The sequence below is a fragment of the Ramlibacter sp. 2FC genome, assembly GCF_005503345.1.
Taxonomy (GTDB): Bacteria; Pseudomonadota; Gammaproteobacteria; order Burkholderiales; family Burkholderiaceae_C; genus SCMQ01.
The window spans coordinates 65120-77461 of sequence record NZ_SCMM01000019.1; the positions used below are offsets into that span (position 1 = coordinate 65120).

The following is a 12342-nucleotide window of genomic DNA, read 5'->3' on the forward strand; positions in this document are numbered from 1 at the left end:
GTTAGCCCTCCTGCGCCTTCTTGCGCGCGATGGCCTCGTCCAGCGATTCGCCCGGCTTCCAGTCGTACAGCTCGCGGATGTTGGTCGTATTGACGAAGGGCGGAAGGTCGTCGCTCGGGCCGCCTTCGGTGATGAAGGCCGGGGCCTGGTCGTCGCCCTGCGAGGCCAGGGCCGCCAGGTCGTCGCCGCTCTCTGCGGCGTCCTGCTCGCTCAATGCGTCCTCCACGAACGCGCCGGCGCGCTCGGCTTCCTCGGGGTCGAACTCGGCCTGGTAGCCGGGCGTCGCCGCGTCGGCCAGCTTCTCGCGCAGCGCGCCGGCGGCGGCCGCGTTGTCGTCAATGGCGGGCAGCTCGGGCAGCACGTCATCGGCCTGGGTGGTGTTTTGCTGGTTCATGGTCATGCTCCTTCGTCTTGGTGGTTACTCGGCTGGGCCATTGCGGCCCTTGCTGTAGTCGGGCCGGCCTTTCAGGTCGGGATAGGTCTGCTTGCACGTGGGGAAGTTGCTGCATCCCCACCAGAATTGCCCCTTGCGCTTGGCCGGCCTGCGCGACAAGCCATTGCCGCAAGCCATGCACTTGTGCAGGGACGAAACCGGCGTGGCTTCCTTGCCGCCGGCGATGCTCACGGCTCCGCTGTTGGCCTTCGCCACCTGGTCGCGGATGAACGCCTCTTGCTTCGTAATGAAGGCGTCCAGGGCCGCCGTGCCCAGCTCGACGCCCTTCAACATGCGTTCGTAAAGGGCGGTCAGCACCGGGCTTCGCACCACCTCGGGCAGCGCGTCGATGACGCTGCGGCCCAGCGTCGTGCTGACGATCTGCTTGCCCTTGGTTTCCAGGAACTCGCGGCGTTTCAGCTCGGAAATGATGGATGCGCGCGTGGCGGACGTGCCGATGCCATCGCCTTCGCGCAGCATCTTCTTGTGCTCCGGGTCGCTCACGAACTTGTGGATGTTCTCCATCGCGCGAATCAGCGTGCCCTCGGTGAAGCGCGCCGGCGGCTTGGTTTTCGCATCGCGTCGGGTGGCCTCGGTGCAGGTCACACCGTCGCCTTGCTTCATCGGTGGCAGGGTCTGCGCGCCGTTCTCGTCGTCGCCTTCCTTGGCGTCCTCTTCGTCGGCCTGCTCGAACACGTCACGCCAGCCGTTGCGCGTGACCACCTTGCCGGACGCGGCGAAGTTCTCGCCGGCGATCTCCACGCCGACCGTGGTTTGCATGTACTCGTGCAGCGGGTAGAACTGCGCCAGGTAGGCGCGGACGATCAGCTCGTAGATGTTGCGCTCGCGCTCGCTCAAGCCGGCCTTGCTGCCTTTCTGCATGGTCGGCACGATGCCGTGGTGGGCGGTGATCTTCGAGTCGTCCCACGTCTTGGACTTGATGCGCGGGTCGGCAGCATCGACCAGGCCGGCCAGCTCGGGGTTCACGTGCTTGACGGCCTCCAGGACGCGCGGCGCGTCGGCGTGCTGCGACTCCGGCAGGTAGGCGCAGTCGGTGCGCGGGTAGCTGGTCAGCTTGTGCGTCTCGTAGAGCGCCTGGCAGGTGTTCAGCACGTCCTCGGCGCTGTACCCGTAGCGCGCGGACGCCAGCGCGGTAATGTCGGACAGCGCGAAGGCCAGCGGCTGGTTCTTCTTCTTGGCTTCCTGCTTGTAGGTGGCGATGGTGCCCGGCTGGCCCTTGACGGCGGCCACCAGGGCATCCGCGACGGCGGTATCAACAAGGCGGCCTTCGCTGTCCAGGCCGGCTTGATCTTCCTTCGCTTTCCAGGCGGCGGCGAAGCTGCCGCCGGCGTGCTCGACCACGGCCTTGATGGTGTGGTACGGCACCGGCTTGAACGCCTCGATCTCGCGGTCGCGGCCGACAACAAGCGCGAGCGTCGGGGTCTGCACGCGGCCCACGGTCAGCAGGGCGCGCGAACCGCCGCGCTGCGCCCGCAGGGTGTAGGCGCGACTTAGGTTCATGCCGATCAGCCAGTCGGCCCGCTGCCGCCCGCGTGCGGCATCGGCCCAGCCCTTGTACGTGGTGTTTTCCTTCAAGGCGGCCAGGCCGCGCTTGACGGAAACCGAATCCTGGGCAGACACCCAAAAGCGGCGCGCCGGCTTGCTGCTCTTGAAGTGCTCCAGCACTTCATCGACCAGCAACTGGCCTTCACGGTCGGGGTCGCCGGCGTTGACGATCTCCTTGGCTTCTTTCAGCAGCTTGCCGATCACGGCGAGCTGCTTCTTGGCATCGTCCTTCGGGTGAAGAACCCACGTCTGCGGGATGATGGGCAGCTCATCGACGCGCCATAGCTTCTTGCCTGATTTGCCGGTCGGCACGTCATCGGGCGTGTACTCGTCCGGGTCGGCCTGCTCCAGCATGTGCCCAAAGCACCAGGTCACTTTGTCGCCGCCGCACTCGATGAAGCCGTCGCCCTTGCCGGTGATGCCCAGCTCGCCGGCGATGGCTTTTGCGACGGATGGTTTTTCCGCGATGAACAGTCGCATGGTGGTTTCCTCCCCTACCAGGTGATGACCGGACGGATCACGGTCTGAACTTGAGAACGATTGATCGGGCCGAAGTAGCGGCCGTCGAAAGACGTGTCGCTCACGTCCGACATAAGCAGCAGCTCGGCATTGCCCAGCGTGTAGGTGCTGGCCTGGAAGCGCGGCAAGGGCCGACCGGACTTGTCGGCCTGGATGGGCTTGCTATGTGGCAGCAGCTCGCCATTGACGCGCACGCCGTCATCGGCCACCGATACGGCATCGTCTTTAGCGGCTAAAACGCGCTTCATCATGTAGCCGTAGTCGCCTGGGCAGAACCCGGCCCCGATGTAGCCCCTTTCCTTGGCGTCATCGAACACGCCGACCTTCGGCGGGCACCAAAGCACGTAAGCGCCCCGCTCCACCGGCGCGCTGCTCGTCCAGTACAGGCCGACCGGAATGCTCTTGGTGGTGTTGATGCGGGCACCGGCGGCATAGCTGCCGGCGGCCAGCACCAGGGCGGCCAGGCCGGCGACGGCTACGCCTTTCGTGATGCGTTTCAGGATGCGGCTCATATCGTGATGCCCTCCCCTGCCTCGACAACCTGGCGCAGCCGGTCGGTGGCCTTCGGCGCGGGGATCGAGGCCCGCGCCTGAAACACCGGGTCTTTGAAGTACAGCGGCTGCTTGCCGTAGATGGCGGGGTAGCCCGCGACGTAGATCACCATGTCGCCGGCTTCCTCGATCTCGCCCTTGTCGTTCTTCTTCGGCCCCGGCATCCGCAGGCATTCATCGGGCGTCAGCAAGGGGCGCTGCACTTCCTGGTAGGTGCGCGACACCTGGCCCAGCATCGCCGCCGTGCGGCGGCCGCTGGTCGTGATCTGCTCCTTCACCACGGTGGTCTGCCCGGTCAGTCGGGACAGGTGTTCGGCTGTCTCGACGCGGTTGGGCGGGTAGGCGTTCTGCACGTGGCAGTTCGACGTGATGCTTTCGTCGTGGCCGTAGCCCGTCTCGCGGCTTCGGAGCTGGTTAATGTCCTGGCAAATCAGGTAGCACTTGATGCCGTAGCCGGCGACGAAGGCCAGCGACTCTTGCATGATTTCGAGCTTCCCGAGGCTCGGGAACTCGTCCAGCATCATCAGCAGCCGGTGCTTGTAGTGGGCCACCGGCCGGCCGTTCTCGAAGTCCATCTTGTCGGCCAGCAGGCGCACGATCATGTTCACCATGACGCGCACCAGCGGCCGCAGGCGGGCCTTGTCGTTGGGCTGCGTGACGATGTACAGGCTCACCGGGTCGTCGGAGTGCATCAGGTCTTTGATGCGGAAGTCCGACCGGCTCACGCTGCGCGCCACCACTGGATCGCGGTACAGGGCCAAATAGGATTTGGCCGTGGACAGCACCGATCCGGCTTCTTCCTCTGGCCGATCCATCATGTCGCGGGCGGCCGATCCGATGGCGTGGTGGTTCTGACCGTCCACGTGCCCGTAGGTGGTCATTTCCATCCATAGCTCGCCAATGTCCCGGTTCGGGTCGGCCAGCATGGCATCGACCGATGGCAGCGTGGCCGTGCCGCCGTCGTTCCTGGCCTTGTAGAGCGCGTGCAGGATGACGCCGACCAGGAGCGCGAAGGCGGTCTTTTGCCAGTGGGAATCCAGGCCCTTGCCGTCCGGGTCAACTATCAAAGTTGCTAGGTTCTGCACGTCGCCGACTTCGGCCTCGGTGCCGACGCGGATTTCGTCCAGCGGGTTCCAGCACACGCCGCCCGAGCTGCTGGCCGGCTCGAAGCGCAGCACCTTGTTCTTCGCGTGCTTCTGCCGCCAGCCGGCGGTCAGCGCCCACAACTCGCCCTTCAAGTCGGTGATGACGCTGCTTGCGCCCCACGAAAGCAGCGTCGGCACCACCAGGCCGACGCCCTTGCCGCTTCGCGTCGGCGCGTAGGTCAGCACGTGCTCGGGGCCGCTGTGCCGCAGGTAGTAGAAATTGCCGTCCTTGTCCTGCCAGCCGCCGACATAGACGCCGGTGGCGGTGGGTGCGTCCTTGCCGGTCACGATCTCCAGGACGTTCCGCTCGCGCGGCAGCAGGCCGGCCGCCTGAATGTCCTTCTTTTCGGCCCAGCGGGCCGAACCGTGCAGGTATTCGTTCGCCTTCGAGCTGTTGGACGTGACGACTTTCGCCACGGCCACACCCAGCAGGCCCACGGTGGCAGTCACCATGCCGATGCTGCCGGCCCGCATGATCTCGTCGGGGTACTGGCTGTACCACTTCGCCGACCAGTTCAGGATCGACCAGGGCGCGTACACGTGCCCGAGGTTGGCCCCGAGGCTCGCGTGATACTGGAACGTGTAGGCGAAGAACTGTGTCGCGGCCTGGAGGCCGCCGACCAGGGACACCCCGCCGAGGATCGGCAGCAACTTGCTGGGCTTCGGCTTCGCGCTGCGAACCTGCGGCCCCACGGCGTTGTTCATCTTTATTTTCATCTACTCCTACCTTTCGACGTTTTGATGGAGCCTTTTGGCGTGATCGTCACGGCATCGCCGACCGCGATGCGCGACATGCGCCGGGCCGTGGCCTGGTCAATGGGCATCACCATGACCTCATCGCCTCGTTTCAACAGGGCCAGCGCCTGGCCCTCGATGTTGCGGACACCCTCGAAAGCAAGGCCACCTTCACCGGCAGTATATCGCGCGTGCTTCGGTATATCGAAACCTTTCGAGCGTTTCGACTCGCGTTCGGCGATGTATTTATCCGCCGCCGCGAGGCCCGGCGGGGCCGCTGCTACTCCTGATCCTGGCCGAGAAATATCCCGTCGCAGTTGGTGATCTGGTTGGGTTCCTTGCTGCTCCAGGTGACGAGGAACATCACGCGGCAATAGCACTTCACTTCCGCCGGCGATGCGAACCACACCGAGTTGGGACAGTGTTCGCAAACGGTGCTGGCTTTGGGGCGGCGGGACTCGTCCAATGCGTCCAATGTCGGGCTTCCGGTGGACGGCTCCGGCGTGAACGCCGGCGGTGCCGGCTCGCCCGCCACCTGGTCGCCCGAAGCCTGCTCGGGCGACGGCGATGGGTCGGGCAGCGTCGTCGTGGGTAGCGGCGCGCTGTCCAGGGCCGCCAGGGCCGCGTCCAGCTCGTCCTCGATGCTCTGCGGGTCGCTGGTCGGCTCGCTCGGTTCGGTCGGGTCGCTCATGGGTGTTCTCCTTCTTCAATAGCGCAAGCCGCCGGCTCTCCAGGGCCGGATCGGCGAACGTGATGGGTAGCTGGGAATCAACGGCCGCGCGAATGATCTGCGCCTGAAACTGCGTGGTGCCGTTGACGGTGATGCGGCTGCCGTAGCGTTCCATCGCCAGCCGTAGAGCTTCTTGCAAGCCCTCGCGCGTGGCCTCGCGCGAGACTTGCAGCTTGTCGCCATCGTCCCGAACGGCCGTCAGGCCGGCGCGGAAGATGATGGTGCCCTTCTTGGTGATGTTGTCCGTCACCGGGGCATGGCCGGGGCGCGGATCGCCCCGGCCCTGGATGGTGTTGCCTTTCAAGCCCTGCGCCGCCTCGCGGGCGCGCAGGGCGGTCAACGCCTCCGCGTTGCCGTGGGTCGCTTCCTTCTTGAGCCAGTCGGCCCACGTGCGGCGGCTGTGGCTGTCGTAGAGGGCCTGGCGGTCTTGCTGGTACTGCTTGTTGATCGCCTGGATTTCGTCGCGCAGGGCCTTGCTGGCCTGGGCATACAGCAGCTTCTTGTTCGGGCCGCTCTCGCCGATCACCTTGATCGTCGCGCGGCGCAGGCGGCCGGAACGCTTCGCGGCCTCGACCAGCCGATCCTTGCGCCGGCGGGCCTGCTCCAGCGCCTGCCCACGTGTCGCGGTCAAGGTCTGCTGCTCGGCCTTGTACCGGGCGTACAGCTCGACCGTGTTCACGCGCAAGCGGATCGGGTCTTTCTGGTACTGCCGCTTCGCTTTGGTTCGTGTCTGCCGTTCGGGCGAAGCCTCGAACGGGCCAAGCCGCGCCTCCAGCTTCGGCTTGGAAAGGTCGCGGGCTAGGGTGCTCGCCTTGACCATCGTTCCGTCGCCGGCCTCGATCACCAGGCCGTTCGCACGCTCGCGCAGTTCCAGGCCGTTGTCGCGCATGACCTGGTGCAGCTCCTGCCAGGACTGCGCGCCCTTGATCTCGTCCAGGCATTCCCGCTTGATCCAGCCGACCAGGCTTTCCACGCCCGCGTGCTGCTCCATGTCGGCCGCCCTGCCCTCGGCACCGCGCTGGCGTGGTTCGTGGTTGTCCCGCTCCAGCCCGTAGTCGCGCTCCAGGGCCGTGCAAAGCTCGGCCAGCGCCCGATGCGAGTAGTACGGCTCGTGCATCGTGTTCCGGGTCGGGTGAATCTTGTTGATGGCGATGTGGATGTGCAGGTTGTCGGTGTCGTTGTGAACGGCACTGACGCGCTGGTGTTCGCCGTAACCCAGCCCGGCGCAGATACGTTCCTCAATCGCCCGCAGGGTGTCGGCGCTGGGCTGCTCGCCGGCCCGGAAGCTGACGATCAGGTGATAGGTCTTGTCGCCCTTGGCCCGCGTGTTCGTGTGCTGGGTCGCCAGAACCTCGGTGATGGCGTCCTGCACGGACACGGCATCGCAGTTCGTGATCTGCACCTGGCCCAGCCGGTGATCCTTGCTCTGCGCGTCGGTGACGTAGTTCACCAGGCCGGCGAAGTCGGACTTGCCCAGCGAGCGCATGGGTACGTGCTTGGCGATCATCGGCCAGCCCCTGGCTTTTTAGCCGCTAAAAAGCTCAAGGCTCGGCCCTCGGCTGCACCACGGACTTCATGAGTCGGCTCATTTCGTCCTGGGTGGCTTCGATCCGGCCCAGCAGGGCAAGGATCGTGGCGTCTCCGAAGCGGGCCGTGCGCGGGTCGTCGGTGAGCCATAGCTTGAGCAAACCGCCCAGCCGGCCGAGGTCGCCATTCACCCGCACCAGCTCGCGCACGTACTCGTAATCCATGACGCCCCTGATCTGGTAGCCCTGGCCCACGTCGCGCAGGTAGCGCGCCACGCTGACCCCGGCCCTCTTGGCGTTCGCCTCGATCTGTTCCTTCTCGTCGGGGAACACCGGCACCCGTAGGTGCTGCCGCCGCTTCGCGGTCGGCTGTTCGTCGGCTTCCATGTCGCTACCCCTTGAGCGCGTGCGCCGTGTGTCGCGCGTAGGTCGCCACGGCTCGCCAGTAGGCGGCCATCGGCCCCTTGCGGCGTGCCCATGCCTTTTCCGCCTCGTCGTTGGCCTGCGTGCGCAGCTCGCGCAGCACGCGGGCAAGGCGCTGCCGGTCGGCAACCGGAAGCGCCTGGAGTTCGCGGCCTGCTGGAAGCTCCAGCAGCGGATTGATGTAGCCCATGTCGTTCGTCTCTCGCTTCTTGGCCGGCGGTAGCCGGCAGCCTCGCAGAGCAGGATGCCCGTTGAGTGCCGCAGGCGCGAATAAGGGACAGCGAAGATAGATAACCGGCCCGCCGGTTAGCTAACTTCGCACATCCTGCCCGCCTTACGGCGTTGATAACACCAAGGAAAGTCTATACCGAAACCTTCGCATCTGTCTGCATTTAGCGCGAAAAGATGGCGGATATATCGAATGAAGGCGTACAATGCCCGGAAAGCGCGCTAGATGCAGCGGTGTCAAGCTGCTATCCACGCGCTTTACATAGACTTTCCACGGGTCGATACATGAAAATGACGGCTATTTACAAACCACGGAAGCGAGGCGATGGCAGAAAGCAGCTACCCCCAAGAGCTGGCCGCGCGGATCGAGAAACGGGCCGCCAAGAAGCGCCGACAGGACGCGACGGCCGTTGCATTCCTGGCCGTGCGCGTGGACGTGAAAGCCGCGATGGATGCTGGCTATGCAGTGACGACGATCTACGAGGACATGCGCGAGATCGGCCGGGTCAAGTGCAGCTACGAGACGTTCCGCAAGCACGTCCAGCGGTACATCAAGGCCGCACCAGCAGCACCCGCGCCGGTGCCTCCCCCGGCGGCCAACCAGGCCAAAGGGGAGAAGCCGGCGCAACAGGAAGGGGGGTCGAAGGCGAGGAAGCCGAAGGCACCCGAGCCGAAGAAACCCGAGTCGGCAGGGATCGCCGGCTTCAACTACAACCCGAAACCGAATAAAGAGGATTTACTGTAATGGCGAAAATTCACATGGTCTTGCAGGGCAAGGGCGGCGTCGGCAAGTCGATGATCGCGGCCACCATTGCGCAGTACAAAGCGAGCAAGGGGCAGACGCCGCTTTGCATCGACACCGATCCGGTCAACAGCACGTTTGAGGGTTACAAGGCCCTGAACGTGCAGCGCCTGAACATCATGGACGGCGACGAGATCAACACCCGGAACTTCGATGCCCTGGTGGAGCAAATCGCCTCGACCAAGGGCGACGTCATCATCGACAACGGGGCCAGCTCGTTCGTGCCGCTGTCCAGCTACTTGATCGGCAACCAGGTTCCGGCGCTGCTCCAGGACATGGGGCACGAACTGGTGGTGCATACGGTCGTCACCGGCGGGCAAGCCTTCCTGGACACCCTGAACGGCTTTAGCACGCTGGCCCGGCAATTCCCGGCCGAATGCGTGTTCGTGGTGTGGCTGAACCCGTATTGGGGGCCAATCGAGCACGAAGGCAAGGGCTTCGAGAAGATGAAGGCGTACACCGACAACAAGGCGCGGGTGTCGGCCATCATCCAGATTCCGGCGCTCAAGGAAGAAACCTACGGCCGCGACTTCTCGGAAATGCTCCAGGAGCGCCGGACGTTCGATGAGGCCCTGGCCGACTCGGCGCTCACGATCATGACGCGGCAGCGGCTCAAGATCGTGAAGTCGCAACTCTTCCAGCAGCTCGACAACGCGGCGGTGCTCTGATGGCGAGCGATGACAAGATCGAAGAGCTGATACGGGAAATCGCGGTCAAGCACGGCATCGCCGTTGGCCGCGACGATCCGATCTTGATCCTCCAGACGATCAACACCCGACTGATGCAGGACAGCCAGGCCGCGCAGCAAGAAATCCTGGATCGCTTCAAGGAAGAGCTGGAAGCCATCGCACACCGTTGGGGGGATGACGCCAAGGGGAAGGCCGAAAGGACGCTCAACGCGGCCCTGGCGGCCTCCAAAGAGGCGATGGCGAAGGGGATGCAGGACGGCGGCAAGGCCGCCGCCGAGGCGGTGCGGCGCGAGCTGGAAGCGGCCGCCGCGCAGCTCGCCGCGCCGATCCGCGAAGCGCGGCGCGTGTCGTACATGAACATCGTGGCGGCCGGCATGGCGGTTTTCGCGGCCGCCCTCGCGTTGTGGGCATCGCTGTAGATGGCGATGCGGGATCTCATCGTCAGAAATGGCGATGGTCGACCGCGCCGGCGGCATCGCCGGAACTGGCGAGGCTGGCCAGCCCCTTGCATCGTCGGGAATGACGGTGCTGCAGGATGCCGCCAGCGGCGGGCCTGCATCGCCGGAAACGGCGAGGCTCGAGGAAAAAGCCCGGCAGTGCCGGGCTTTCGTTTTAGACGGGCCGCGTGAGGCCCAAGCTCTGCGACCGGCCTGGTCGCTCCAGGGCCTGCGCCTGCTTTCGCTCCTGCTCTTCGCGGCGTTGCAGCGCCTGGTGCCGGCGTGCCGCCTCGCGCATGGCATCCCAATCGGCCGCCAGCTCGGGTTTCTCGGCGCGCATCTTGCGGGTCGCCAGCTCTTCGACCTTCGGTGAGTGCAGGCCCATGCCTTCCTTGATCTCGCGGACGGCTTCCAGGCGCACGTGCAGGGACTGCAAGCGCGCCTGCTGCTGCATCTGCTGGTTCTGCCAAGCGCGTTTCGCGCCAGGCCGGGACAGTAGGCCCGGCTGGTTGGCCTGGGTCTGCTGCAAGCGCGCCTGCTGACGGTCGATCAGGTTTTCAAGCCGATCCTCGATGCGCTCCACCTGGTCGTGCTTGGCCTGAACGTACAGGGCAAGGGCTTCCTGGTAGGTCTGGTCGAGCGGGGCGGCCTCCAGGGCCGCTTGCTGCTCGGCCTCTGTGGCTTCGGCAGCGGCCAGCAGGCCGTCGCCGGCGGCGTCGGTTCTGCTGGTCGTGCTTGTTGCGAAGCCGGCGGATGCCGGCTGGATGCGGCGGGCGTCTGCCCGGCCGGCGGTGGGTGTGAGTCGTCTCAAGGCGTGGCCCTCCTTTTAGCCGCTAAAAGCTATCGGGACCGGCCTCGCGTGAGTTTCGGGGCCTCGGCGGCAACGGTTGCTTTGCCTTGCGCGCTGTAGCTGATGCTCTTTGCGCTCCCGATTTCAGGTACTTTATCGAAATCTGACCGGGCGTGCATGACAAAGTTCTTGCCTACCTGCTGGTACACCTGGTTGTTGTCGGCGTGAACGATCACGCCGTCATGGGTCTGCTTCTTGTCGGCCTGCTGGGCCATGTACAGGTTGTAGATGCCGGGCTTCAATGCGCCAGCCTTGTCAACCTTCTGGTTGGCCCATGCCCCTTCTTGCTCGGTCTGAACGATGCGTTGGCCGTTCATGACCAAGAGGCGCTGTTTCATCGGGCGCTCCTTATCGTCGGTGTGGTCATTTCAAAATGTGGAATAGATGGGCCTCCTTGCCAGTCCAGCAAGAAAAAAGCCGACCTCGGCATGCGCGAGGCCGGCTTTCCTCTCGTGGCCGGATGTGTAGTTCCAGGTTACACCCTCGATTTTATTGAAAACCGACCGAAATATCAGGTCTTTTTCGCGCCGCCCGTCTTGCCCTTCTCCTGGGCCATGACGGTTTCCAGGGCTTCGAGCCGGCCGCGCAGGGTCGCGGCGTCCTCGCGGGCCTGGCTGGCCTCCTTGCGCGCGGCATCGCGCTCGGCCTGGGTGGCCGTCAAGCGTTCGGCCTGGCGGTGCGCTTCGGCCGCTGCTGCCTTGCGCTGCTCCTGGTGCGCCTCGCGCTCGGCTTCGGCCTTGGCCTGCACCTTTGCCAGCTCGCCCCGCACCTGGTCAAGCTGCCCGGCCGCCGCCTCGGTGGCCTTCTGCTGCTCGGCCAGCGCCGCCCGCGCCTGGTCGGTGGCCTGGTTGGCTCGCTCCAGGTCGGCGCGCAGCTCGCCGGCCCGGCGCTCGATCTCCGTTGCCCGGCTGTTCGCGGCCGCCAGGTCGGCCCGCAGGGCCTCCGCCTGGTCGGCGCTCGCGGCGGCCTTCTCCTGGGCTTTGTCGCGCTCCGCTCGGGCTTGGCGGGCCTCCTGGTGGGCGTGATCCAGTTCCGTGCGCAGCTCGCCGGCTCTGGCCTCGGCCGTTGCCGACCGCTCGCTGGCCGCTGCCAGCTTCTCGCGTAGCGCCCCAGCTTCCCCCTTGGCGTCGGTCTCTGCGGCCTCCAGGGCCTCGATACGGCCCTTGGCCTCGTCCAGCTCGCCGGTGAGCTGGTCGGCCAGCTCTGCGGCCTCCTGGCGCGCTGCCTCCATTTCCTGCCGGACGGCCTCCAGCGCCTCGCGCTCGGCGGCCAGCCGGTTGTTCGCCATTTCCAAGGCCACGGCCCACAAGTCGCCGCCCAGCTCGGCCAGCTTCTCGGTGATCGCCGCCGGTGCCGGCTCGCGGATCGGGGCCGCCTGGCTGGCCTTGCGTGCCCGCCATTCGTTCATCGCCTCGGAAATGGTCGTGAAGCTCCCGCCGCCGAGCTGCTTGCGCACGCTCGCCAGGGTCGGGTTCTGGCCGGCGGCGTCCAGCTCGTCGGCGACCGCAAATATCTGCTCTTTCGTGATTGCCATGATCGGGCCTCCTTTCGGCCGGTGTTGTATGTTGTAGCGTGTAGCATACTACAACATACAACATAGCGCAAGTGTTTAGCTGAACTTTTTTAGCGGCTAAAACGGGCCAGCCCGGCGCTGGGCGCGCAGGCAAAAAAAAGCCCCGCTCGATGGCGGGGCGCAGGGGTGCGGGGG

Annotated in this window: 13 protein-coding genes; 3 read left to right on the forward strand and 10 right to left on the reverse strand. The window is 65.6% G+C overall.

Annotated features, from left to right (window positions below; all coding sequences use genetic code 11):
- Position 1 precedes the first annotated feature (1 nt).
- The 7 genes from FFS10_RS10510 to FFS10_RS10540 are packed head-to-tail and all read right to left on the reverse strand — an operon-like array spanning position 2 to position 7818.
- Entirely contained in the window at positions 2-394 is a 393-nt protein-coding gene (locus tag FFS10_RS10510; RefSeq protein WP_012478235.1) for a hypothetical protein, read from the reverse strand.
- Between the two features lie 24 nt (positions 395-418).
- Entirely contained in the window at positions 419-2479 is a 2061-nt protein-coding gene (locus tag FFS10_RS10515; RefSeq protein WP_011255183.1) for a DNA topoisomerase III, read from the reverse strand.
- A gap of 14 nt (positions 2480-2493) precedes the next feature.
- The gene (traF, locus tag FFS10_RS10520) at positions 2494-3030 is read right to left on the reverse strand and encodes a conjugative transfer signal peptidase TraF (protein WP_012478236.1); all 537 of its coding nucleotides are present in this window, start codon (positions 3028-3030) and stop codon (positions 2494-2496) included.
- On the reverse strand, positions 3027-4919 hold the full coding sequence (locus FFS10_RS10525) for a type IV secretory system conjugative DNA transfer family protein (protein ID WP_014386464.1): 1893 nt from the start codon (positions 4917-4919) through the stop codon (positions 3027-3029). The genes traF and FFS10_RS10525 overlap by 4 nt, the downstream gene beginning before the upstream one ends.
- A gap of 8 nt (positions 4920-4927) precedes the next feature.
- Complete coding sequence (gene traI, locus FFS10_RS10530; RefSeq protein WP_012478238.1) at positions 4928-7186, reverse strand: TraI/MobA(P) family conjugative relaxase; 2259 nt, start codon at positions 7184-7186, stop codon at positions 4928-4930.
- Positions 7187-7220: 34 nt separating this feature from the next.
- The gene (traJ, locus tag FFS10_RS10535) at positions 7221-7592 is read right to left on the reverse strand and encodes a conjugal transfer transcriptional regulator TraJ (RefSeq protein WP_011255188.1); all 372 of its coding nucleotides are present in this window, start codon (positions 7590-7592) and stop codon (positions 7221-7223) included.
- Between the two features lie 4 nt (positions 7593-7596).
- On the reverse strand, positions 7597-7818 hold the full coding sequence (locus tag FFS10_RS10540) for a hypothetical protein (protein ID WP_011798730.1): 222 nt from the start codon (positions 7816-7818) through the stop codon (positions 7597-7599).
- Between the two features lie 363 nt (positions 7819-8181).
- On the opposite strand from FFS10_RS10540, the gene FFS10_RS10545 reads away from it, so the two are divergent.
- From FFS10_RS10545 to traM, 3 genes are read left to right on the forward strand one after another with little or no spacing between them, the layout of a single operon-like run.
- Complete coding sequence (locus FFS10_RS10545; protein ID WP_012478175.1) at positions 8182-8601, forward strand: TraK family protein; 420 nt, start codon at positions 8182-8184, stop codon at positions 8599-8601.
- The gene (locus tag FFS10_RS10550) at positions 8601-9326 is read left to right on the forward strand and encodes a PRK13886 family protein (protein WP_012478176.1); all 726 of its coding nucleotides are present in this window, start codon (positions 8601-8603) and stop codon (positions 9324-9326) included. The genes FFS10_RS10545 and FFS10_RS10550 overlap by 1 nt, the downstream gene beginning before the upstream one ends.
- Complete coding sequence (gene traM / locus FFS10_RS10555; RefSeq protein ID WP_012478177.1) at positions 9326-9766, forward strand: conjugal transfer transcriptional regulator TraM; 441 nt, start codon at positions 9326-9328, stop codon at positions 9764-9766. The genes FFS10_RS10550 and traM overlap by 1 nt, the downstream gene beginning before the upstream one ends.
- Positions 9767-9959: 193 nt before the next feature.
- Here traM and FFS10_RS10560 read toward each other — a convergent pair whose 3' ends face one another.
- From FFS10_RS10560 to FFS10_RS23665, 3 genes are all read right to left on the reverse strand, one after another.
- The gene (locus FFS10_RS10560) at positions 9960-10595 is read right to left on the reverse strand and encodes an IncP plasmid survival protein KfrC family protein (protein ID WP_012478178.1); all 636 of its coding nucleotides are present in this window, start codon (positions 10593-10595) and stop codon (positions 9960-9962) included.
- Positions 10596-10624: 29 nt separating this feature from the next.
- Positions 10625-10972: an IncP plasmid survival protein KfrB gene (gene kfrB, locus FFS10_RS10565; protein ID WP_011255193.1), complete on the reverse strand. Its 348-nt coding sequence runs from the start codon at positions 10970-10972 to the stop codon at positions 10625-10627.
- 173 nt (positions 10973-11145) lie between these two features.
- A complete protein-coding gene (locus FFS10_RS23665) occupies positions 11146-12168 on the reverse strand; it encodes a DNA-binding protein (RefSeq protein ID WP_137894262.1) in 1023 nt (340 codons plus the stop codon).
- Positions 12169-12342: the final 174 nt, after the last annotated feature.

Coding starts and splice junctions, on each gene's coding strand:
- traF (WP_012478236.1), bottom strand. CDS start 3,030: ATGAGCCGCATCCTGAAACGCATCACGAAAGGCGTAGCCGTCGCCGGC.
- FFS10_RS10510 (WP_012478235.1), bottom strand. CDS start 394: ATGAACCAGCAAAACACCACCCAGGCCGATGACGTGCTGCCCGAGCTG.
- FFS10_RS10540 (WP_011798730.1), bottom strand. CDS start 7,818: ATGGGCTACATCAATCCGCTGCTGGAGCTTCCAGCAGGCCGCGAACTC.
- traM (WP_012478177.1), top strand. CDS start 9,326: ATGGCGAGCGATGACAAGATCGAAGAGCTGATACGGGAAATCGCGGTC.
- kfrB (WP_011255193.1), bottom strand. CDS start 10,972: ATGAAACAGCGCCTCTTGGTCATGAACGGCCAACGCATCGTTCAGACC.
- FFS10_RS10545 (WP_012478175.1), top strand. CDS start 8,182: ATGGCAGAAAGCAGCTACCCCCAAGAGCTGGCCGCGCGGATCGAGAAA.
- FFS10_RS10550 (WP_012478176.1), top strand. CDS start 8,601: ATGGCGAAAATTCACATGGTCTTGCAGGGCAAGGGCGGCGTCGGCAAG.
- FFS10_RS23665 (WP_137894262.1), bottom strand. CDS start 12,168: ATGGCAATCACGAAAGAGCAGATATTTGCGGTCGCCGACGAGCTGGAC.
- FFS10_RS10515 (WP_011255183.1), bottom strand. CDS start 2,479: ATGCGACTGTTCATCGCGGAAAAACCATCCGTCGCAAAAGCCATCGCC.
- traI (WP_012478238.1), bottom strand. CDS start 7,186: ATGATCGCCAAGCACGTACCCATGCGCTCGCTGGGCAAGTCCGACTTC.
- traJ (WP_011255188.1), bottom strand. CDS start 7,592: ATGGAAGCCGACGAACAGCCGACCGCGAAGCGGCGGCAGCACCTACGG.
- FFS10_RS10525 (WP_014386464.1), bottom strand. CDS start 4,919: ATGAACAACGCCGTGGGGCCGCAGGTTCGCAGCGCGAAGCCGAAGCCC.